At 68.1% G+C, this 25,677-nt stretch carries 2 protein-coding genes (1 of these 2 running past the window's edge); both read right to left on the reverse strand.

What is annotated here, in order from left to right; translation table 11 throughout:
- Positions 1-345 (reverse strand): DUF3467 domain-containing protein, encoded by a 345-nt coding sequence (locus C3E99_RS09960; RefSeq protein ID WP_234002437.1) that lies wholly within the window; start codon positions 343-345, stop codon positions 1-3.
- Positions 342-25,677 carry the 3' portion of a CARDB domain-containing protein gene (locus C3E99_RS09965; protein ID WP_158682247.1) on the reverse strand. 11,699 nt of this gene lie beyond the right edge of the window, so the window shows 25,336 of its 37,035 coding nt (coding positions 11,700-37,035); its start codon lies off the right edge, out of view; its stop codon occupies positions 342-344. The genes C3E99_RS09960 and C3E99_RS09965 overlap by 4 nt, the downstream gene beginning before the upstream one ends.

The following is a 25,677-nucleotide window of genomic DNA, read 5'->3' on the forward strand; positions in this document are numbered from 1 at the left end:
TCAGCCGAGCGGGCCATAGCGCTGCTCATAATCGCGCACCAACTGGCCCAGCGCATCGCTGAGGCGCTTCGCGGCAAAGGGGCTGAGGATCACGCGGTGCTGGACATCGACCTCGAGCGGTCCCGGCGCGGCGCCGGGCTGGTCCCAATTCTGATTGACCCCGAAATTCAGCACCACCTCTTCGCGGGTCGAGGTGACGTTGGCCATGTTGCAATAGCTGCTCTTCAGATTGTCGGTGCGGAACTTCAGCGTCTGCTGACGCGGCGGCGGCGCGGGCGTGTTCTTGCCGGCCGCCGCGCGTCCACCCGCTTTCGCCTTCGCCGGTCGCTTGTCGTCGCTCATCATTTACGATCCTTGTTCCTGCGGCCCTTGCCGCGGCGCGGGCGCGGATCGGAACGGCGGTCGAGCAGCAGCGCCGGCAGCGCCACCGGCATCAGGTCGAGCGCGTCGCCGTCATCCACCGCGCCGGCGAGCCACTGTACCAGCGGCGCATCGACCTGCTCCGGCGCTTCGGTTTTCGCGATCAGCACCGGCGTGGCGCCGAAGTCGATCGTCGCCACGGCGGTCTGCCTGCCGCGCGGAGCGGCTGGCGCGGTTTCAGCCTTGGCGTCCTTCTTGCGCGCGGCATCCTTCGCGGCGGCGATCTCCTTGGCCTTCTTCGTCTTGCCCGAAGCGGTGGCATGGATGTCGCCCGCCCATTTGGCGACCGCCGCGTGCGTGCCATAGGTAACGGCATCGAAATGCGGCCGCTCCGCCGACGAAGACGACAGGATCGGCAGGCCGTCGACGACTCGCTCGACCTGGCGCAGCGCGTCGAATTCGGGCGAGCGGTCGTCGAGGAAGCCGACAAGTTGCACCGCCTCGTCCATGCGCGTCGAACTCGGCGCCGCCGCGTTGATGCTGTCGACGGTGACCGTCAGCCGCTCACTCGCGCCATAGGGTGCGTCGGCCGGAACGCGCGCGTCGAAGCTGAGCAGCCAGATCGCGCCCGCCGGGATCGGCGTGTCGCTGACGATCGAGACGATCGCCACGCGCTTGCCGCCCGGCGCGGCTTCGGCGCGGAAGTCGACGACCGCGTCGGCCGGAAGATCGGCCCCGCGCAATATGCCGTCGATCGTCAGCAGCGCCGGGTCGTAGGTGACGCGGAAGGACAGCGTCCTGACCCCGCCCTCGCTGGTGAAGCGCACCTGCAGGCCCGCACGGTCGGCCAGCGGCACATCGACCTGCTCGCCGGGCCCGCGCACGAAGTCGGGCAGCTCGGCGGTTCCCGCCGCGGCGCGCGCGAACAGGATCGAGGCGCGATAGTCGCCGCCCTCGGCCCCATCGCCATCGCCGTCGAGCAACCGGCCGTCACGGCTCAGGAAGCCGTCGTCGCCGATGAACAGGCTGTAGCGGTCGTATTGCAGCGGCTTGCCGTCGGTGCGCGACAGGGTGAAGCCCTGTCCATCGGCGTCGTAACGGATCGTCGCCGCAATCGCCCCGAAGCGCTCGCCGACCAGCGTCACCGTCCGCCCGGCCTGCTCGGCGCCCAGCGGCTGCGAGAAGCGGATCGTCAGGATACCGTCGGCGATCGTCGCCTGCGTCACCTGAAGCGGCGGCGTCTGCGGCTGATCGGCGATCGACAGCGCCAGCGGCACGGCGGCAAAGCTGCCGTCCTCGTTGACCAGTGTCGCCCGGACGACATAGTTGCCCGCCACCGCATAGTCGTGGCTTGCCGCCGTGGCGGTGCCGACGATCCGCGTCGGCGTAGAGCCGTCGCCCCAGTCGATGATCCACTCGATCGGCGTGTCCTGACCGGGATCGACGGCGCCGAGCAGCACGGTATAGCTCTGCGCGACCTGCCCCGTCGCTTCGCCGGTCACCGACAGCGTCGGCGCGACGTCGCGGACTGCGATGGCAAAGGCGAGTTCGGCCGACGCGCCGCCCGCATCGGTCACGCGGACGACGACCGGCACCGTCGCATCGCCGTCGAGCGCCTGCCAGGTGAACCGGCCGCTGGCGTCGATACTCGCTCCCTCCGGCCCCGACACCAGCGTCCAGACGAGCGCACTCGCGTCGCCATCGGGATCGCTGGCGGCCAGCTGGACCGAAACGGCCTGCCCTTCGTCCACCACGATGCCCGCCACGGGGGAGATCACCGGCGGCAGGTTGGAACTGGCAAGCAGGGCAATGGCGAAGCTCTGCTCGCTGAACGCCCCCTTGGGATCGGTCACGCGCACCGTCACCATCTGCGTGTCGGCGGCACCTGCGGCGATCCACTCGAACCGCCCGTCCGCCGTCACCCGCGCCCCTGCGGGACCGCTGACGAGGCTATAAACCAGCGTCTCCGCCGCGTCGTCGGCATCGCTCGCGGACAGCGCGACGTTCAGCAGCCGCCCGCGCTCTATGCTCTGCGCGGGGATCGGCGCCAGCACCGGTGCTTCGTTGGCCGCCGCCGCCACGGTGATGGTGAAGCGTTGCTCGCTGAACGCGCCCTTCGGATCGGTTACGCGCACCACCACCTCGCGCGGCCCGGCCGCGCCGGTCGCGACCCAATGGAACACGCCGTCGGCGCCCACGGTCGCACCCGCAGGACCGCTGACCAGCGACCAGACCAGCGTCTCCGCCGCGTCATCGGCGTCGCTCGCCGACAGCGGCACGGTCAGCGCCTTGCCCTGTTCGACGCTCTGCGGCGCGATCGGCGCCAGAACCGGCGCTTCGTTGCCGACCGGCGTCACCCGAAGCAGGAAGCTGCGTTCGGCCGACAGGCCAGCGGCATCGGTGACGCGAACCGTCACGGTCCGGTCGCCCAGCCCCGCCGCCGTCCAGGCGAGCAGGCCGTTCGACGACAGCGTCATCCCGGCCGGCCCTTCGACGAGCGTCCAGGTCAGCGCTGCCGCCGCATCGTCGACATCGGTCGCGGCAAGCTGCACCGACAGCGCCGTGCCTTCGACCACGCTGCGATTCGCCACCGGCTCCAGGACCGGCGCATCGTTCACCGGGTTGACGGTGATCGAAACGGTCGCGGAGACCGGTGTGCTCAGCCCGTCGGTGATCGTGTAGGTAAAGCTGTCGGTCCCGAAGAAATCGGCATCGGGCACATAGGTCCACGGCCCGCCCGGCACCGTCGGCGGCAACAGCGTGCCGCGCGTCGGGCCGGTCAGGATGGCGACGGTCAGCGCATCGCCGTCGGCATCGCTGTCGTTGGCGAGCATATCGATCAGGACAGAACCGTCCTCATCGACTTCCACGGCGTCGTCGACCGCGACCGGCGCCTGGTTGGGCACGGTGCGGAAGGTCACATCGTCGATGACGACCCGGCTGTCCTGATCGCCCATGCCGATCAGGTCGAACGACAGCAGGGCGCCGTTGCCGCGCGCCACGCCGAGCAGCGACACGGTCACGACCGCCGACCCGCTGCCGGGCGTCCCGGTTACGCTGACCCCCTGCGCAAGGTGCAGCGTCCCGTCGGCCTGCAGGTTGAGGAACGCATCGGTCAGGTCCAGCCCGTCGAGCGCGCCGAGCAGAGACCGGCCGGTGACCGGGTCGAGCAACGCGACCTCGAACGCGTCGGGCGGCAGGCTGCCGTTGGTGCCGAGCGTGGCTGAGCGGATGACGAAGCTGATCTCCGTCGCGCCGTCGGGAATGGCGAAGGCCTGGCGCAGATAGGACAGATAGCGCCCGTCCTCGGCAAGCACGCCCTCGCTGCCCGTGACGCTCGCGCCGCCGAAGGCGCTCCAGCCGTCCGCGGCGGCGAAATCGCCGTTGGTGAGCGTGGTGACCACGGGTCCCGACGCCAGCGGCAATCCGCTGCCCGGCGGGACCGCGAGCACGCCCGCGCCGCCCGGCGTCGACGACAGGGTGATCGTCGGCGGCGGCGTGCCGGTGTCGCCCTGCGGCGTCGCGGGCTTCGTCGCGTCGGGCACATCGGCGGCGCTCGGCAGGCGCCGTTCGCCGAGCCGGATCATCTCGGTCATCAACCGCGTCGGCTGGCTGGTCGGCACGTCGTCGAGCCGCAACGCATGCCCCATCTCGTGCATCACGACGGTCAGCAGGTCGACCTTGCCCTCGGCTTCGCTGCCCAGCGCGGCGGCGAGCAGCTGCGCCAGCGTTCCGCCTTCATATTCCGCGTCGTCCATCGGCGTCGTATCGACGAACCAGCCGCGGCCCGCGGCATCCGCGTCGATCGTGATGACGCCGTTCTCGAACCGGGCGAGCGCGCCGTCGGGCAGTTCGCCGATCTCGACCGTGATCCGGTCGAGCGCAGCGCCCGCGCCGTCGATCAGCCCCGACGCGACCCAGCGCGCCTGCGCCGCGGTGACGATCGGCGCGAGCTGGTCCGCGGTCAGCGGTTCCACCGCCGACGTCGTCACCATGTCCCTGGGGTCGAGCAGGATCGGCGAGCCCGACTTCACGGCCGTGAAGCGCACGGCGTCGAGCAGGAAGATCTGGCTCAGCGTCTCCGACAGGTCGATGGTCCTGTCGACGCCGCTGGTCGGGACGCCATCCCATGTTTCCACCAGCATTTCGGTCCGGCGGTCCATCGTCCAGCGCGTTTCCGTGTCCTTCTCCTGCATGCTGGGGAAGCGCTCGCCGCGGCTGATCGGATCGAGCACGCGTTCGGGATGCGCGTTGCGGTCGGCCAGATATTTGCGCAGGAACTGCGTGATCGCCGCCGCGCGATCGAGCCCGAGCTGGTCGTTATAGGCCACGTCCCCGCGCTCGTCGGCATAGCCATAGATGCGGACCTTGACGTCGGGATGCTTGACCAGCCAGTCGCCCTGCTGTTCCAGCAGCCGCATCTGGTCGGCATCGAGCTCGCTCAGCAGCCGCGATCCTTCCGCCGTCTTGGGCCACAGGATGCGATATTCGATCCCGGAAGGCTCCATGAAGGCGTGCTCGATGGTGGCGGTGTTTTCCATGTCCACCGGCTCGAGCGTGAAGGTGATGACCTTGCCCTTATAGGCCTGCGGCACTTCGACGCTGTAGCTGTTGTTCGACATGAAGCCGGGCTTGAGCTGAACGATCTCGCTGTGCGAGCCGAGGCTGGAATCCACCGGCGTGAAGGTCACCTTGATCGCGGCATTGGCCGTCATCATCCACGGCACGAAGGTGTCGAACGTCAGATAATTCGCATTGGCCGGCACATAGAGGCGATTGTGGGTGATCGCGCTGAAATTCACCACCTTGTCGATGAATTCATGCGCCGCCGTCTCGGCGCGCTGGACGTCGCCGGAGGTCGGATCGATTCCAGCCAGCATCGCGCTGGTTTCGATCATCGTCGACATGAAATCCTTGAGCAGCTTCTGCCCGCCCATGATGAGCGCATAGTCGGACTGCTGCGGGAAGAAATGGTCCATATAGGCGTTGAACACCTGGGTGATCAGCGACGCGACGCCGTCCAGCCCCGCCTTGTCGGCGGTCGCCGACTTTTCATACAGCTTGGACAGCGAGAAATCCTTGGTGACGATGCCGTCCTCGGTATTGAAGCTGACCCCGGCGTCGAGCAGCCGGCCGATCAGATTGTCGATCGCCTGGATGATCTGGACCGTCGCCATCGCCTGCAGCGCGGCCTTGCCCTGGCTGAAATCGCCCGCCGCGCGTTCGAGCCAATATTCATTGTACCATTGCCGGTATCCTTCCGACGATTCCGACGTCGGAATCGGCGGTCCGCCGTGCTTTTCCTGGATGAAGGCGCTGGCCAGCTTGGTCGCGAGAATATCCGCCCATTTCTTCAGGACGTTGTTCATCACCTCCTTGAACAGGGTGGAAAGGCTGGTCTGGACGGTGAAGATGCCGGTGATGTCGATATCGGGGAACGGATAGCCGAAGAGCGTGCCCTGGGTGTTCAGCTTGAACCCCGACCCGCCGTGATAGGACCAGCCGGGCAGTTCATAGGACAGCGGAAAGCGTCCATAGCCCGAATCGAAGATGAAATTCTGAAGGAAGCTGGTGATCGCCTGCTTGGTGCCGCTTTCAAAATCCCCGTTGAAGATCGTCGGCACCGCCGCGTCATTGTCGGCGCTCGCCACCTTGCCGTTGTCATAGACGGGCGAGATGGTGCCGATCGCTCCCGGCCGCACCCCGGCGCCCCCGCCGACCGCGCTGAAGAACCAGCCGGTGCCGATGCCGTCCCAGATCGCGGGAGAGACGAAGCCGTCGAGCGCGCCGCTCGATCCGCCCTTCCCGCCGGACACCAGCACCGGATAGACCTGATACCAGGGTGCGGTGCCGAATTCCTGCGTCTCGATGCCCAGCGCATAGGTGCTGCGGCCCTCGTCGACGACGCGGCGGAAGATCGGATAGCCCTGAATATTGTCGACGTTGGTGTTGATGGTGCCGGCGTACCAATGGAGGATGCGGCTGTCGGGTCCGCCGAGGCCGAACATCGCGAACAGCGTGTCGTCGCCCTGTATCCCCGAAATGCCTTCGAGGTTGACGTCGAGATTGGGGCGGTTGGGCGTGAAGGCGCCTCCGGCCGATCCGGGCGCGTTGTTGACCAGCGACCGGCCGTTCATCGTCGCGGTGAAGATATATTTCTTCATCGGGCCGGTGATCCTGTCGGGCAGCAGCGTGATCGTCTTGCCGCCCACGGTGATTTCCGACAGCTTGACCTCGGTCAGTCCCGTCGCCTGGTAATAATTGTCGGCGAACTTGACGTTGCTCCAGACCTGCACCGTGGGATCGGAGAAGTCGGCGAATTCGACCGGATTGAGTTTCAGCCCCAGCTTGCCCACCACCTTCATCAGCTTGGTGAAGGCCTTGCTGACGTAATTGATCGTCTTGGAAAGCGGCGGGAACATGAAGGTAGCCGCCGAAGCCGCGCTTAACAGAAGTTCGACGAGGTCCGTCAGCGGGATGTTGAGCGCGTCCTGCTTGAAGTCGTGCGGGTCCAGCGTCGTCATGTGGATGCCGTCCTCGCCCCCCGCACCCTCGAAATAGGTGCCGAGCCGCTGGATGATCTCCGAATTGACGACCGAGCCGCGGTTGTGCCCGACGAAGTGCAGCGGCGACTGGAATATCCCGCCGCCCGACGCGCGGTTGAGCTCGACCAGCGACGCGAACAGCGCATCGGCCGCGGCCTCCGCAAAGCCGGTGTCGGTGATGTCCGACTGGCTCGACCAGTCGCTGACCAGCACGATCGCCTTGCCGCGCGCTTCGGCAAGCGCGGCGGCGTTGCGCTTGCCCGTCGTGCGGTCGACCCAGTCGCCGGTCTTGCCGTCGTAGAAAAGCACCACGCCGCCGCCGCTGGCGTCGGTGATGAAGCCCGCCATGTCGGTGAAAACACCGCCGTCCTGCTCGAACGCCGACCCGAACAGCGCGGGCGAGTTCATCATGCCGAGGCCGAGCTGGAAGCCGTGGGTGAGCAGCGTGACGCCGTTGAACGGGGCGTCGGCCACCACTTCCTTGACCTGCCACGACGCGGCTTCGCGCATGCCCTTGCCGACGATTTCGACGCCCCAGTAGTAACGCTGTCCCGCGGTCATCGCCTTCGCATATTCGGGCGAGAAAGTGACCTGCCAGGTCTGGCCGTCGAGCGGATTGTTCGGGTCGTCGGGCAGCTTGACCACCGTGCCGTCGGCCTTGACCAGATAGGCCCCCGGGTCGAGTTCGCGCGTCGTCAGGATGCGGTTGGGATGGTGATCCCCGGCCATCGATGCGGCGGACGGATCGCTGTCGAACAGGTTGCGGATCGACGGCGGATCGTCGGGCCACAGGCCCGATCCGGGGAGCAGCGAACTGACGTAGAGCTTCGCCTTGGCGTTCTTCGTACCGGTCAGCGTCGAATCGAGCCGCCATTCGAAGGTCAGCGGCGGAGCACTGGCGCCATGCAGGTCCTGCTTGCCGAGCGGCGCGAGCAGTTCGAGCGCGTCGAGCTGCTGCAACGCCAGCCCGCGCCCATGCCTGGCGACGTTGATCGACAGATAGTTGGGCGGGTTGGTCGGATCGTCGAAGCTGCCCGGATTTTCCGGATCGATCGGATAGATGTCGGGATGCCCGAAATTGACGTTGTCGATCGGCGTCTGCTTCCACTTGTAGCTGCCGTCGGTGTCCTTCGCCCCCGGCGTGATGCCCCGGATCACGTCGATGTCGAGGACGACGATGTTCCCGAGGCCGCGATAGTTGGCGTAGAGTTTCTGCCCCGAACTGTCGACGCGCAGTTCCTCCAGGAACGCCAGCGGAATCGGCGTCGTCGATCCCACGATCTCCGGCGCGGCGGAGAAGGGATTCTTGATGACCATGATCTTCGACCCGGTCTGGTGCAGCGCATCGACATCGCGGGCGACGGTCTGGTCGCCGTACCACATATAGACGGGCAACCCCCAGTCGGCGACGAACATGTAGCTGAGGTCGGGCGTCACCGCGATGCCCGCGGCGTTGCGGATGTCGAGGTCGAAGATCTGGCCCTGCGTCACGCGCTTGGTCGATGAATAATAGATGCCGGCGATGCTGTTGATGACGTCGCGGACGCCGATCGGCCCCTCGTTGATCACCGGCGCCACGCCGACATGCTTGACCTGGAAATTGATCGGATTGTTGTTGGTGACGCTCAGCAGGTGGACGCCGTTGCGCGTATCGCCGCGCGACACGAACACCATCTTGTCGGCTTCCGCCGTCGCCTGGATGTCATAGACCTCGACGCCGCCGTCGATCTTGCCGATCACCTCGCGCCACTTGCGGGCGTTGGGCTGGCCGGCCTTCGGACGGTCGCGGTCGTCGACGTTGATGACCATGACCAGCCCATGGTCCTTGCCATAGTTGGTCCAGCCGCGCGGCCCGTACATCTCCGACACCGGCACGCCGACATAGAGGCGCGTGCCGTCGGCGTTGATCGCCATGCTGGTGATGTGGCCGAACTCCTCGCCGCCGCTGCGGATCGCGACGTTGATCGCGTGCGTTTCATTCTCCAGCAGTTGCAGGTAGGTCGCCGAACCGGGGTCGATGTCGATGATGTAGACCTTGCCGAGCCCGCCGACGTAGAGGTAGCGGTTGTTGGGATCGACCGCGAGCGTGGTCACCCCGCCCGGGATTTCGATCATGTCCACTTCGGGCGTGTCGAAATCGGCGTCATATTGCTGAAGCGTCAGCGTATCGATGATCGCAATGCCCTTCTGGGTCGCCACGAAGGCGCTTCCGAGGTCGGTCGTCACGACGATTTCGGTCACGGGCGCGCCCAACTCGATCCGCCCCACCAGCAGGTCGGCGCCGCCTTCGTCCTTGCGCGCAAGGTCGATGATCTGGACGCCGCTGGCATCGCCCGCGAAGGCAAAGCCGCCCTTGTTGTCAATGGTGATCGTCTTGCTCGCCACATATTGGGCGTTCGCGGGAATCCGCCCCTTGGCGTCCAGCATCGTGCCGGCGGCGGGCCGTTCGACGCGGATTTCCGTGACGCCCAGCAGGACGCGCTGCGGCACGTCGAACTCGACGACCGCGAAATCCTGCGTCCCGCCTTCGCGCACGCGGATCTTGTCGCTGGTCAGGACGATCTCCTGGCTGCCGTTGCGCAGCACCACGCGCATGTCGGCGAAGCTGTCGCCCGCCGTCGTCGCCCCCAGCGCCGCCGTCGCGGCGGGATAGATGAAATTGCGCCCCGTCAGCACCGCGACCGGCTTGCCGTCCACGAATTGCACGGTGCCGCCCAATATCTCCGGCGTGCCGTCGCTGATCTTCTTGGGCGTCGGCACCGTGGCCGTGACCTTGGTGTAAAGGTCGGTCGGAGAGATGGTGACGTCGAGCGTCGTTTTCAGAACCTCCCCATCGGCATAGGTGCGCCATACCTCGAGCTCCGCGAGCCCGAACAGCGTCGGCGCGGCCATCAGCGCGATCGCCGTCGCGCCAAGACCCAGACCGACGACCGCGCCGCCGAGGCCGCCCGACGCCGCGATGCCGAGCGCCGGGACCATGATCGCGGTCAGCGCGGCGGCATAGCCGGGGTCGAGCTGGATGCGCGGCAGCGGCGACGCGACCCGCGCCACCAGAATCTGGCCGCGCCGCGTCAGGCCGGGGAACGGCGGCGATTCGGCGCGCGCCATGCCGTCTTCGTCGATGCGGCCCGAATCGATGACGGTCCACACCTCGACCTCGGCGCCGTTTTCGCCGACCGGCAGCAGCATCTTCTGGAAGAACCAGACCTCGTCGCCCACCGCGCCGACACCGCCGGCGGCCGGTACCGCCAGCTGCACGGGGCCGGTCAATTCGGCGCCCGCGACATCGAATTCGAACGCGCCGACGAAATCGAAGATATCCTCGTTGGGCATCGCGACCGGCAGGTCATCAAGGGCGATCGACTCGATCGTCACCGTCGCGTCGCCGTCCAGCCCGCCGGGGCCGAAGCCGATGGTGATGCCGTCGGTATTGGCGACGATCGCGCCGTCCTTGCCGATCTGCACGACATTGCCGACGATCGGATCGGACACGCGCACCTCGATGCGGTCCTCGCCGAAGCGGTTGATGACGGTGACGGTCGTCACCCCCGGACCGACCGCGCGCATCACGCCGTCGGCATCGACCGTGACCACGGCGGTGTCGCCCGAAACATAGGTGGTCCCGGCTTCCGCGCCGTCGAGGAAATACTGCTTTTCGGGGTCCTGCGCGGTGACGATCCGGCGCGTCGCGCCGCCCGCCATCATCGTCACATTGTCGGGATAGGCGTCGATATTGTAGACGGCGGTCAATATCTCGTCGCCGTCCTTCGGCGACCCGACGGTGACGACCGTCGCCGCCGCGATGCTGCCCCGCTCGACCTTGATATAGGTCGCGCCGTCGCGCAGCGCGGTCAGCAGCCCATCGTCGCCCCAGCGCACCACCTCGGGGTTGGCGACCGTCACGTTCAGATAGGATAGCGGCAGATAGACGTCGGCCTGATCCTCGAACTGACCGATCACCATGATCGGCGCCACCCCGCCTTCTTCGGCGAAGCGGACGCGGCGCAGGTCGAAATCGATCGCGACCAGCCGCGCGTCGGACACCGCGATGTCGATCACGCCCTCGGCCGAGGTGCCGAAGCCGTCGTCGGCGGAAATCCGGATTGCGGCCGCGCCGCTGTACCCGGCGTCGGGGGTGAAGACGACCGAGCGGCCGTCGGCGGTCAGCACCGCCGAGCCGCCGGTGACGCCGACGATCCGGTAATAGAGGCGGTCGCCGTCGGGATCGGTCGCGACCTTGCCCAGGTCGATCCAGGCCGACAGGTCGACGTGGGTCTTCACCGCATCGATGGCGTCGGCGATCACCGGCGCCTGGTTGGCGCGGAAGCCGTAGTTGGCCGCGACGAGCTGCGTGTCGGTGGCATCGACGACGCCATCGCCGTCGACATCGGCGCCCGCCAGCGCCGCGATCACCGCCGCGCTGTCGACGCCGTCGACCCTGCCGTCGCCATTGATGTCGCCGGCGATGCGCATCTCGACGCCATAGGCACCGGCGCCGGTCACGATCAGTTCGTGCAGTCCGGCCTCGCGCAGCGCGAACAGCGTGACCCGCTGGCCGCCCGACACGCTGCTGGCGATGGCGGTCAGCCCGGCGATTTCGGGGATCGCATCGCCCGTGGTCGCGACCCGCAGGATCAACGCGCCGCTCTCCATCCCCGCGATCTCGCTCGCGCGCACGGTGAAGGCATAGCTGTCGCTGCCGCCCCCGGCGGGCAGCGTGCCGGCGAAGGGTTTGCCGGTGAAGGCCGCGGCGCTGCCCAGATCGTCGCGCACGACGCTGGTCGTGACGCTGCCGTCGGCGGCATAGTCGATGCGCCGCCCCTCGCCATCGGACGGAATCTCGATGGCGAGCCGCCCGTCGACATAGCCGTAGCGGACCCCCGCCCCGGTCGCGAGGTCGCGCACCGCGGTCAGCCGCCCGGCGTCGTCATATTCATAGACGGTGGCCGACCCACCGGGTCCGGTCACCTGCACGACGCGGCCCGCCGCATCGCGCAGGAACTGGAGCGCCGCGCCGCCCAGCGCGGTCACGCCGCCATCGCCGACCAGAAGCATTCCCGCGGCCGACCGGATTTCTACCGTGCCGTTGCCGCTGTCGATCACGTAGGTCGTGCCGTCCGGTCCCTTCAGCACATAGTCGCGGTTGCCGTAGACCGGCGACGCCGGGTTGTAGGCCAGCCCGGTCTCGACATCGAAATAGGCTCCGCCGACCTTGCGAAGCTGGCGGTCGATCGACTGCAACGTCCAGCCGTTGCCGCTGTCCGCCACCCAGGCGGGGCGATAGAAGGTCACCGAACCGATCGTCTCCGCCACCGGGCGGAAGGTGAAGCCCGCGCGCTCGCCGGTCGGCAGCGTCAGCATCAGCCGCGTGCCCTGCTCGAAACCGGGCAGCGCCCCGCCGACGCCGGGCAGCGTCCCGGCGTTGGTTTCCATCGCGACGTCGAGGCCCAGGAAGATCCATTCGCCGGTCAGGCTGTCATAGGCGCGGGTCAGCGCGAACGGCACGCTGCCGAGCTGCGCCGAAACATCGACATGGGTCGATTGATAGCGCCCCAGCTTGTCGGCGCCGGTGCGCACCTCGACCGCTGCGCTCGCGACGCTCGTGCGTCCCGAAATGTCGCGCCCGGTCAGACGCAGCGTATAGAAGCCGTCAGCCAGCCGCCGTCCGTCGAGCGTCGCCAGCACGCCGTCGGCGGCCGCGTCGCCGCGTGCGACGTCCTGCACGCTGCCGTCGGCGCCGATCAGTTGCAGCGTCCAGAAATCGAGATTGGTGTCGGCGATGCTGCCGCGCACGTCGAGCGCGCCGCGCACGATCATCGCGTCGATCCCGCCGCCGAACGCGACGACCGGCGCCGCCTTGTCGGCGGGATCGCGGACCTTCAGCCATTGCTCGACCGTCGCGGTTCCGCCATCGGCATCGACCGCCGTCGCGCGCACCCAATATTTGCCGGGATTGCCGGCCGTGATCGTCGCGCGTCCATTGGCGTCGAGCGCGACCTCCTGCCCGTCGACCCACAGGCGCAGCGACACGATGTCGGACAGGCTGTCCGCCGTCGGATGGAGCAGCACCTTCTGCCCCGGCGTCGCGGCGAAGCTGGGGGTCGTCTCGATCCGCAGCGTCGGCGCCGCGGGTTCGAGCTGCGCCCGCATCAGCACGGTCCGCCGCGTCGTCGCGCGCCCGTCGCTGACGATCAGCGTCACGACATAGTCGCCCGCCTGCCCCGGTCCCGGCATCCAGACGAACTCGCCCGTCGCGGCGTCGATCATCGCGCCCTCGGGCAGGTTTTCGGCGCTGAAGGTCAGCGTGTCGTCGCTGTCGGGGTCCTGCGCCGCGATGCGGAAGCGCTTTTCCTCGCCGATCAGGAAGGCATGATAACCCTCGGTGATCGTGGGCGCGCGGTTCACATTGGCGACGCGCACCAGCACGTCGATGGTGCCGACCGCGCCCGACGGATCGGTCGCGGCAAAGCGGATCAGATGATCGCCCGCCTGGTCATAGCCGGGCGTCCATTGCAGCTCGCCGCGCGCCGCGACGAACAGCGCGCCCGCGGGCAGGCCGCTGACCACCGACAGCGACAGCGGATCGCCGTCGCCATCGGCCGCGACGACGGTGAAGGTCGACGCGGCGCCCTCGCGCAGCAATTGCGTCGCCATCGGCACGAACAGCGGCGTCTGGTTCGCGTTGGCGACGGTGATCGTCACCCGCTCGGTGCTGCGCGAATGGCCGTCGCCGGCCGCGAACAGGATCTGGTAGCTGCCGGCGGCGTTCAGCGCCGGTTTCCAGCGGAACAGACCGGTCACCGGATCGAGCGTCGCGCCCTCGGGCGCACCCTCCATCGTGAAGCTGATGTCGTCGCCGTCGGCGTCGATCCCGCGCAGGCTGAACAGCAGTTCCTCGCCCTCGGCGATCGCCTTGTCGCCGACCGGGGTCAGTTGCGGGCCGCTGTTGGCGGCGCGGACGACGACGCGGAATGCCCGCGTGTCGCTGGCCGCCAGCGTGACGCCGTTGCCGCTGTCGGTGACGGTCAGGCTGGCGTCATAGCTGCCGATCTCAGCCGCCGTCGGCGTCCACTCCAGCGTCACGCGGCCATAGACGGAGGTCGGCGTCACGGTCGCGCCGGGCAGGCCCGACAGCGCATAGGACAAGGCATCCTGGTCCATGTCGCGAACGTCGATCGTCGCCGTCAGCTTTTGACCGGCCACCGCGACCAGATTGCCGATATGGCCGATCACCGGCGCTTCGTTGGGGCTCGTGACCGAAATGATGAAGGTATAGGCGCCGGTCAGCGGGATCCCGGTGCCGTCGCCGTCGTCGGTCGCGGTCACCGTCACCGCATGGTCGCCGCGATGGTTCGCGCCCGGCGCGATCCGCATCACGCCGGTGCCGTCGCCATTGTCGACGAAGGTGATGAAGGGCGGCAGCGGCTGGAACGGGCTTTCGTTGATCGCCGCGAGGCGCAACGGATTGCCGTCGGCGTCGAAGGCCGAAACCGGAATCTCGACCACCGTGTCCTTGGCCACGGTGACATTCTCGATCGTCCGCACTTCGGGGCGGCGGTTCTGGTTGAACACGCGGATCGGCACCGTGATCTCGGTCGACAGCGGCGGCTCGTCGCCGTCGCCCGTGTCGGTGGCGCGGAAGCGCAGCTCGTAATCGCCGGCCTGCGCATTGTCGGGCGTCCAGCGCAGCTCCATGGTCTCGGGGTCGAAGGTCGCGCCCGGCGGTAGCGCCGACAACAGCTCGACCGTCACCGTCTTGGGCAGGCTGGTGGTCGCCACGACCTCGCCGGTCTGCATGTTGCGCAGCGCGGGCGTGTAATAGGGATTGTCGGGATCGAAGGCGAACGCCTTGAAGACCAGAAGCTGGCCTTCGAGCACCTGCCACCCGTCGAGCTGGTCGAACACCGGCGCCGCATTGGCGTTGAGTACCGTGATCTTCGTCGTGAAGCGCACCGTGGTTTCGCCATCGCTGACGTCGAAGGTGACGTTGTAGTCGCCGGCCTGGATATAGGTCGGCGTCCATTCGAACGCGCCGGTCGTCGGGTTCAGCGTCGCGCCGAACGGCAGCGAGGGGCTGGAGAAGGTCAGCGGCCGGTCGCTGTCGGCGGTCGCGTTGATGCGGAAGCGGATGAAATCGCCTTCGCGGGCGCTGCGGTCGGCGACCGGCACCACCTGCGGCGGCTGATTGCGGTCGGCAACGACCAGCGAGATCAGCGCCTCGTCCCGGCTGATCCCGTCGGTGACATAGAAGCGCACGTCATAGGTGCCCGCCGAGCGATAGTCGGTGAGCCAGCTGAACATGCGCGTCACCGGGTCGAAGCTCGCGCCGGCGGGCAGGCCGTCGACCCAATAGGTGAGCGGATCGAAATCGGCGTCGGTGGCGGCAAGCTGGAATTCGAACAATTGCCCTTCCGCTCCCTCGACGCGTATCGGCGCGTTGCGGAACTCGGGCGCGCTGTTGCCGCCTTCGACCGCCAGCACGAAGCGCTGAAGCGACACCGCCCCGCGCGAATCGAAGGCTTCGACCACCACGGCGACGCTCGCCGGGCTGTCGGGCCCGGGCGTCCAGCGGATCAGCCCGGTGTCGGCGTCGATGGTCATGCCGTCGGGATGGGTCAGCAGGCCGAAGACGACCGTCTGCCCCTCGGCATCGCTCGCGGCGGCCTGATAGGCGAAGGCCTGGCCGACCCTGGCGCGGTCGGGCGCCTGACTGGTGAAGCTCGGCGCGGTGTTGGGCAGCGTGCCGGCGACGATGCCCGCGGCGAACTCCAGCCGCCGGTCGCCCGGCGCGGTGATCGACACGGTGCGGCCGCTCGTGCTCTGCCCGGCCTCCAGCACGCCGCCCGGCGGCAGCGCCGAAGCCAGATCGACCAGCCAGCGGCCGTCGTCGGTGCGTCCGGAGGCGTCGGTCGGAACGCCCGGAAAGCCGCCGAGCGGATCGATGGTCAACAGCGCCGGCAGCGTGATCGGCCCGTCGGTGCGGTTGGTGATCGTCACCTTGTAGGAGATGGTGCCGGTCAGGCGGTCCATCCGCGTGTCGCTGAACACGACATCGACCAGCATCGAAATATCGTCATACGCCTGGAACGCGCTCTGGTAATTGACCGCCATGCGCTGGCCGGTCGCGGCGGCAATCCCCGCCTTGACCGTCAGCCGGTAGGAACCGGCAAGCAACGTCCCGACCTCCAGCACCGCGGTGCGCGTCGTCGCGTCGTAGGAGACCGACCGGATCGCGTGCGTCTTGCCGCTGTCGTCGGTCAGTTCGTAATATTGGCGGTTGGTGACCGAGGCGGCATCGCTGGCCGCGCCGACGAACATGTCCTGATCGAAGGTCACGGTCAGGAACGGCATCGGCAGCACCGCATTCGATCCGGCGGGCGGATTCGTGGCGACGACCGCCGGCACGGTCGCCGGGGCGACGACATCGACCTGCCCGCTCTGGCTGATCAGCAGCCGCCCGTCGCTGGTCGCATGCACGACGTCGCCGCGCGATCCTCCCGTCGCCACCGCGATGCGGCGCAGCGTCGCCATGTCCACCATCGTCAGCTCGCTGCCCTCGGCGGCAAGGCCGGTGTCGGCGACCTTGCCCGCGGTGTGCGACACGAACATCAGCCCTTCGAGCCGCGTTCCGCTCCGCCCGAAGGCGATCGAATCGGCGGGCGCGTCGAAGGTCAGCATCGTCTCCGCCCGCGCGCGGTCGTTGAAGCGCACGACCTGCTTGCGGTCGGGCCAGGTCACGGCCCACAGCGTGCCGTCGCCGTCGAAGGCGAGGCTGCCGACACGCAGATTCTCGTCGCGGCTCCACTGGGTGAAGCTGCCGTCGTCGGGGTCGAAGACCGAAATGCCGGCGTTGGTCGAGACATAGATCGCGCCGCTTTCGGGATGCACCGCGATCGCGATCGTAATGCCGTCGCCATGACGTTCGATTACCGCGCCGGTGTCGGGGTCGAGCCGCAGCAGCGCGCCGCCGCCCGTCGTCGCCCACAGACGCCCTTCGAGGTCGAAGGCCATGTTGAACACCGGCACGTCGAGTTCGGCGAGCGGCGTGCCCGCCGCCCCGCCGCGCGCGTCGAAGCGCCAGATGGTGCCGCGATTGGCGCCGCCCGAAACCAGGATGCTGCCGTCGGGCGCCTCGACGATCGCCATCGGACCGATGCCGCCGTCGCTCTGCCCGATGCCCACGGCAAAGGCGCGCGCGATGAACGGACTCAATATCGCGTCGAACTCGCTGGGCGCCGACAGCGCCGCCGCGGCGGGAACCTTGGCTTCGGCCGCGGTGAACAGCGCGTTGGTCGACGGCGCGGGCGAGGGTTCGGGCGCCTGCCCGAAATTGGGCGGCGTCGTCCCCGGCACGGTCGGCAGCGCGCCCAGATTGACGCCCGATCCGTCGGCGACGGCGTTGACGCCGGGCTTCGGCACCTCGCGATTGCCCGCGACGTCGGTCGCCAGCGCCAGGAACTCATAGGTCTTTCCAGCCTCGCCCTCGAACACCAGCGATCCCGACGCGTCGGTCAGCCGCCGCTGCCAGATGCGGAAATCGCCGCCATCCTCTGCCACATAAAGGGTGACGTGGCGCACGCCCGACCCGCCATTGTCGTCGCGGACGTTCCAGTCGATGCGATAATCGTCGGTGGTGCCGATGCGCGTCGCGGTCAGGCGGCTTTCGGGCGCCTTGCCGTCGACCATCTGGTTGAGGATCGTCGTGTCCTCGGGCGCGAAGCCGTCCATCAGCACGCGCGCCGACGCGGCGATGGTCTCGCCCGTCGCGACGTCGGCCGCCGGCCGTACCGCATAGGAAACGAAGCCCGCGCCCGACCCCTGCGCGTTGTTGGGCGCCAGCAGGCCGCGCGTCGTGTCCTGCAGCACCTCGCCCGTCACCGGATCGATCGCCTGGATCAGCCAGCTCGCGCTCGCGGGCTGCTGATAGAGGTCGAGCACCGCGCTGACGCGCAGGATGAAACCGCGCGTGCGCACGAAGTCGTATTCGGCCTGAAAGCTCGTCCGCCCGTCGGGCACGTCGATGGTGATGTCGCCGATGCGGATATCGCCGAAGGTGAAGCTGCGCGCGTCGAGCTGCGGGTCGAGTTGCGTGACGATACGAATCTCGTTCGTGTAGCGCGACGATCCGGCCGAATTCTCGAAGCCGATGCTGTAGGGAAGCTCGGCCGACGCGGGCAGCCAGCCCAGCGTGTCCATCGTCTGCGGCCCGGTGATCGACGCCAGCCGCCCACCCGCGCCGCCGCTGGTGAAGAAGCGCGAGAAATCGAGCTGCGCCAGCGGATCGCCGTCGACCGGCTCCGGTCCGTTGATCTGGAAATCGGCGGGCAGGCCCGCGCCGCGCTGCGCGAAATCGACCCAGGGGACATAGACGCGGAACGCCTCGAACCAGGTCGGACCGCTCAGGCCCAGATCATAGTCGGCGGGGTCGGGAAGCGCCGGGATCGGCACCTCGCCCGTGTAGCGCGGGCTCTGGCGCGGATCCATATATTCGATCGCCGCCATCTGGCCGTTCTTGTGGCCGTACAGCGCGCGCACCTGCTCGAAGAAGCCGAGGTAATCGCCGTTCGAGCGGATTTCGCTGCCCACCGGACCATAGAGGATGCCCGACGCCAGCGTCGCCATCAGGCTGACGATATGCGCCTGCGTGCGGATCGGCGGCACCTCGCCCTCGGGACGCAGCAATCCCGCATCCTCCAGCGCGGCAAGATACAGATTCACCCAGTCCCGCTCGCTCGCGGCGAGCGCCAGCAGCGCGGGCGGCGCGTCGTCCGCCGCCAGTATTGCGTCGCGCAGCCGCAGGGCCTCGTTCATCTGGAAGGCGACGAACTCCGCCCGCGTCATCGTCGTCGCGGAGGCGAGGATGTGGAAGCGGAACGGGATGAACGGAATCTCGTCGCGGCTCGGCGTCGCGGCGTTCGACTGATAGAGGCCGACGAAGTCGAGCTGGTCGAGCACCCCGCGCGCGGCGGGAAGCTGGTCGGCGATCAGGTCCTTGACCGCATCCCACCAGTTTTCGAGATTCCCCTCGCCCGCCGCCAGCAGATTGTCGAGCGACGGGAAGGATTGCGCCATCTGCGCGCGGAACGCCTCGAACGAGCGATCCGCCATCGCCTTCAGCCCCGGATAGGTCGACACGTTGAAGGTGAAGCCCGTGAAGCCGTCGGCCGGATGATCGTAGAGGAAGCCCGAGGTGATGAGCTGACCGTTGGTGTTGGTGATCGATTCGAGGCCCAGCCACGGCACCAGCGCGTTGACCCCCGCCAGCACGCCTTCGGGCGCGCCGCGGACGTTGGTGAAGAAGTCGAGGAAGCGCAGGCCATAGACATATTGGTTGCTGCCCAGCTCGGGCACGCCGACCTGGAAATAGGTGTAGGGCGCGTCGAGGTTCGACCGGTTCTCCAGCGCCACCGAATAGGTCGCCTGGTCGCCCGCCAGGATCACCCGCGGGCCGCCGACGCCGATCGTCACCTCGGGCTCGATCCCGCGCTCGATCAGGAAGCGATAGGGCTCGCTCGACTGGGCGCCGTCGGGGTTGATGACCTTGATGTCGTAAAGGCCGTGCGGCGCGTCGGTGAAATCGAAGGTCGCGATGATCGTCGACGCGTCGACGACCTTCCACGCGACGGGTTCATATTCGGCGATATTGGGACGCGACACCTTGACGATGGCGTCGGGGTGGAACTGCGCGCCCTTGATCGTCGTCGTCACATAGCGCGAATCGCCGCCGCGATCGGTCTGGATGTCGGTGATGACCAGCGGCAGCAGGTCGGCGACCAGCGTCACCTGCGATCCGTCGGCGGGGCCGCTGTAGCCGCGCACCAGCACATAATAGACGCCGGGTTCGGTGCCGGGGACGATCGCCGTCAGTTCCTGCGCCAGCGGGCCGGTATAGGTCGCGTCGAACGCGGCCGAGGTCGGCACCTCGTCGTGGCGCACGAACACCTCGTTGATGCTGCGTTCGTCGTCGGAGCCGACGCGCAGCCGCAGCGTCTTGTCGGCGGGAACCTCGATCCGGTAGAGCCGCTCCTGCCCCGGCGCCAGCGCGACGGTCAGCGGAATGCCGAGCGTCAGCGTATCGACGGCGATCGACAGCGTCTCGGCCGACGCGGTGGTGTTGTTCGCCTCGCCGACATCCTCGTGCAACTGGTTGCGCACGTCGGCACGGACGATGATGCGATAGTCGCCCGCCGCCGCGCCGGGCAGCGTCGTCGTCAGGCTGAGCGTATAGGTGCCGTCGGGATTGAGGACGCCGCCGTAATCGGCGCGGCCGAGCAGCTTGTCGCCGACGTCCCAGGTCGCGTCGCGCGACAGATAGACGGCGTCGGTCCAGCGCCCAGCCGCGACGACGTCGCTGACATTCTTCACCGTCCAGCTGATCGTCACTTCGTCGCCGGGCCGCTGGGTATCGGGCACGGTGATGTCCATGACCTGGATATCGGTCGGCGGCGGCAATTCGATCACCATCGGGACGGCGCTGACGCGCGCATTGTCCCGCTCGTCGCTCTCGAAGACCTGTCCGGTCGCGTTGTAGCGCGCGGGGTCGGACACGACGAAGACGTAATAGGCCTCGGTCCCGAGGTCGGTCGGCACCGCAAGGTCGAGCGCGACGTCATAGCTGTCGCCGGCCGCCAGTCCGCCGGTGTGGCGGACCGATCCGATATAGCGGTCGGACGTCAGGTCGAGGAACGGATCGCGCGACAGATAGATCAGGTCGTCCCACTGCGCCTGAAGCGCCGGGGTCGCCCCGCCGTTGTTGGTCACGCGATATTCGAGGCGGAAGGTCTGTCCGCGCACCGCGCGTTCGGGCGCGGTGAGCGCCGTCACCTGAAGGTTGGGCGGCGTATAGGGGGTCAGCGTTACCGCCTTCGCGGTGCTGTTATTGCCTTCGCCCTGGAACTCGCGGACCTTGCCCGCCAGCGATCCGCGCACGCCGTTGAGGCGCGGCGACAGGGTGCTGTTCGCATAGCCCGAATCGGCGAGCTCCGAATCGGTCATCGCGATGACGTGCATCGCCCCGTTCAGCTCGAAGGGCAGCGTCACCGTCACGGTGGCGTAATAGGATTCGCCGGCCTCCAGCACGCCGACATGCTTGTTCTCGGCACGGACGATCACGCCGGGCGCGCTCTCGCGCGACATCAGCCAGTCGCCTTCGTCGAGCGAGGCGTCGAGCGACAGATAGACGCGGTCGGTCCAGCTGTCCTCGCGCGTCGCGCGGTTGCCGACATTCTCGACCTTGAAGCTGATGGTGATCGTGCTGCCCGCGGCGATAGTGTCGGGCACCGTCAGTTCGGTGACGCGCAGGTCGGGCTCGCGATAGACGACCGGGAAGGCCGCCTGCCCGACGTTGCCCTGCGGCAGTTCGAAGGCATATTTGGCGAAGCGGTCGAGCAGGGCGCTGTTGCCGCCGTCGCGGACGATGTCGGTGGGCACCGGCGTGTTGCCGGCCGAGTTCGCGACGACATAAACGTAATATTCGCCCTCGACCCCCGGCGGCAGGGAATATTCGGCGGTGCGGCTATAGCTCTGCCCGGCGCCGAGCGGGCCGTTGGTGACGTTGACCGTCGCGACCTTCTGCGCGCGGCGGGTGTCGAACACCGGGTCCTTCGAGATCCAGATTTCGTCGGTCCAATATTGGGTGCCGCTCCACACCGCGCCGCCACGGTTCTCGACCGTATAGGTGACGCTGGTCTTCTCGCCCGAATAGGCCGGGGCCGTCGGCGCCGCCGGCACCACCTGGACGACGCGCAGGTCGGCGGGCGCGTTGGTGACGCTGGTCGCGGCAAAGCCGTTGTTGTCGAGATTGTTCGGATCGCCCGCCAGCTGCGATACGACGATCACGTACATCCCCGCCGCCGCGGGGTTCAGCGTGAAGGTCTGGCTGTTGGTATAGGACTGGCCGGGGTCGAGCGGCTTCAGATTGTCGAAGCTGCCGAGGTCGAAGCGCCGCGTCGCATTTTCGAGCAGCGGCGCATCGGCCAGATAGACGCGATCGATCCACTTGGCCGCAGCCGCGTTGCCGTTGGAACGGACCGTCCAGCTGACGTTGAACTGCCCCCCGCCGACGCCGACCGGATCGGCCGTGACCGCATCGACGGCGATCGCGCGGGTGAAGGTCTGCGGCGGGACGCCGACGATGTCGATCGCACGGGCGCGATAGTTGCTGCTGTTGATCTCGTTCGGGTCGTCGGGATTGACGTTGGTCGCGAGCGAATCCTCGAGCAGCGTCGCATAGGGGTCGACCCACGGCATGATGTAATAGGTGCCCGACACCAGCCCCTCGGGCAGCGTCAGCGTCAGTTCGCGGTCGTATCCCGCATCCTTGACCAGGATGCCGCCGTCATAGGTCAGCGTCGTCAGCAGGATGTCGCCCTGCCCCGGATGCGGCCGGTTCTTGTCGCGGGTCAGCCAGATCTGCTCGGTCCAGCGGCCGAGGTCGGTGTCGCCGGCGCCGCGGTTGGTGACGCTGTAGCGCACCGTGACGCTGTTGCCCTCGAACGCCTGCGCCGGGGCGACGACGCTGTCGACCACCAGATCGGCGAAGGGGATCGGATCGACGAAGATCTCATGCGCGACGATATTGCTCTGCGCCGTGTCGTTCGGCCATTCGTCGATGGCGTTGCCGCTGTCGGTGGCGACGAGGATATAGACGGTGCCGCGGAAGCGCTTGGGGATGGTGAAGGTCCCCGAGGCTGACAGATATTCCTCGAGCGAGCCGAGCGCCGACGGGTTCTGCAGGCTCGACACCAATATGTCGTCGTTGGAAATCTTGTCGTCGAGCGACAGCCACACCTGATCGGTCCACAGCCCGTTGGCGGCGACCAGCCCCTGGTTGACGACCTTGAACTCGATCGACGCGGTCGCGCCGGCGGTGATGCGGTCGGGGGCGATGACCTCGCTGACGCGCAGGTCGGGTCGCGGCAGCGCCGACACCAGGATCGCGGTGCTGCTGACCCGCCGGTTGTTGTCCTCGTTCAGATGCTCGTAGACGCTGTTCCCCGCGTCGGTGACGACGATCAGCTCATATTGATCGCTCGTCTTCGACGGCAGCCGCATTTCCTCCTTGCGGCTATAGGTCTTTCCGGCCTCCAGCGGCCCGGTGTAGCTGTAGGTGCCGATCAGCGTGCCGGCGCCCGTGTCGCCGACCTTGCGCAGATAGACGCGGTCGGTCCACGTCCCGGTCGCATTGGCGGTGCCGGCGTTGCGGACGGTCCATTCGACGTCGATGACCTGCCCCTCGACACCCGTCGCGGGGAAGGAGATGCTGTCGACGACCAGGTCGGGCGGCGGCGCGAGCGCGATCGCCATCGCGTCCGACGCGCGGCTGTTGTTGGTCGTGAACACGAACTCATAGGGGCCGCTGCGCGGGTCGCTCGACCCCGGCGTCTCGACGACGATGCGATAGGCGCCCGACAGCCCGTCGGGCAGGCGGAAGCTGGCCGTGCGGTCATAGCTGGCGCCCGGCGCCAGATAGCCGAGGTGGTTGACGCTGCCCAGCCGCACCCGGCCGGTGCCGTCGGTCCGTTCCAGATAGACCTGATCGAACCACTCGCCGCTGTTGGTCAGCCCGATGCCCTGATTGGTGACGCGCCAGGTGACGTCGATCGTCTGTCCCGACACCGCGCCGGCGGGAACCGCGACCGACGCGACGACCAGGTCCGCCCACGGAATCGGCGACACGTCGAAATTCCCCGCCAGCACGCCGCGGTTCGCCTCCGCGCCATTCTCGAACACCTCGCCCTTCGCGTCCGACTGCACGAACAGCGTGTAGCGGCCGTGGAATCCGGCCGGCAGGATCAGGTCGAGCCCCGCGCGATAGGTCTCTCCGACGTTCAGCGCGCCGCTGTGGACATATTCGCCGAGCACGATGTCGTCATTGTTGCCGAGCACGCCGTCGCGCGACACGATCACCCGGTCGGTCCAGCCGTGGGTGAAACCGGCGCCGGTGCCGACGTTGGTGATGGTCCACTCGACGCGGACGCGCGCGGGATCGTCGATCGTCTGCGCGGGCGCCGTGACGTCGCTGACCTCAAGGTCGGCATAATCGGACAGCCCGACGTTGAGCGCGATCGACCCGATGTTGTTCGCCTCGCCCGCCGCCGTTTCGGCGACGACCCCGCCGCTGTCCGACTGGACGATCAGGCGCCAGGGACCGCTGGCGTCGATCGGCAGCGTGACCTTGAGCACCCCGTCATAGATCGCGCCCGCCGCGAGCTGCGCCTGCGCGATCAGCTCGCCCAGCTTGATGTCGCCCGCGCCGACCACATCGTCGCGCGACAGCCAGACGGTATCGGTCCAGCCGCCCAGCGTCGAACCGGTGCCGTCGTTGCGGATCTGCCAGCGCACCTCGATTTCGGAGAAGGATTCGGCGTTGCCGCCTTCCGGCCCCTGGATCAGCACCGGCACCAGGTCCGGATGGGTCAGCATCAGCGCGCCCGACATGCCGTCGTTGTCGCCGTCGCGCCCGCCTTCATAGACCTGGCCCTGCGCGTCGGCGCGCACGAAGATGCGCCATTCGCCGTCGGTATAGCCGGTCGGAATGGTGACGAGCTGCTTGACCTCATAGGTTTCGCCGGGCGCAAGATCGAAATTGCGCGGCACCGACACAAGCTGCTGCGCGCCCGAAATCGTCGTGTCGTCGTCGATATAGATACGGTCGACCCACGGCGCGGTCGCCGCGCTCTCGCCCGTGTTGCGGATGACATAGGTGACGAGGACGGTCTCGCCGGGCACCGCGCCCGGCGGCACCGAAACGCTGTCGACGACCAGATTGGGCGCCGCCGTCGCGGCGAAGCGCACCACCGGCGACACGGCGCTGTTGTCGCCTTCCAGGAAATTCTCGAACACCGTTTGCCCGGCATCGGTCACCAGAATCAGGCGATAGTCGCCGACGCGGCCGTCGGTCACCCGCACCTCGACGCTGGCGGTGTAGCTGTCGCCGACCGCGAGCCCCGATCCGCGCACCACCTCGGCCAGCACCAGATCGTTCGCGTCGACGACGCCGTCGGCCGACAGGATCAGCCGGTCGATATGCCCGCCCGCGGCGGGGGCGTCGCCGGTGTTGCGGACGCGCCACGACACGGTGAAGGGATCGCCGCCGAACACGGTGCCGGCGGGCCCCGACACCGCGTCCGCCACCAGGTTCGGCGCGGTCGCGCTGATCTGGATTTCCACCGGCGCGCTGGCGTTGTCGGCGCGCGTATCGGGCTCCACCACGGCCTGTCCCGCGTCGGTGACGACGAACAGGCGATAGAGGCCGCCGATGTCGGAGGGCAGCGCGATGTCGAGCGACGCCGTATAGCTGCCGCCTTCGGCGAGCGGATCGGTGCGGCGATATTCGCCGATGACGATGTCGTCGCCGTTGCCGAGCACCGCGTCGGCGCTCAGGATCACCCGGTCGACCCAGCCGCCCTCGGCCGACGCCGGCGCGCCGGCATTGTCGACCCGCCAGCTCACCGTCATCGTCCCGCCGCCGATCGCGGTCGGCGGCGCGCCGACGTCGCCGACGCGCAGGTCGGCATAGACGCGCGCCGCGACGGGCGTCGTCAGCTGCGCGCTGTTGTTGCCTTCGGCGTTGCGGCCGTCGGCGACCTCGCGCACCGCATTGCCGCCGCCCCCGGCATTCTGGTCGGCATACAGGGTGACGCGGATCGACCCGACCGAGCGCGCGCCGTCGGGCAGCTTGAAGGTGAAGCTGCGCGCCCGCTCCGCCCCGGCGGCGAGCAGCATGTCGCTCGCGACCGCGGTATCGAGCAAAGTCTCGCCGGTGGTGATG

The sequence above is a fragment of the Sphingopyxis sp. MG genome, from assembly GCF_002953155.1.
GTDB classification, from domain to species: Bacteria; Pseudomonadota; Alphaproteobacteria; order Sphingomonadales; family Sphingomonadaceae; genus Sphingopyxis; species Sphingopyxis granuli.

Coding starts and splice junctions, on each gene's coding strand:
- C3E99_RS09960 (WP_234002437.1), bottom strand. CDS start 345: ATGATGAGCGACGACAAGCGACCGGCGAAGGCGAAAGCGGGTGGACGC.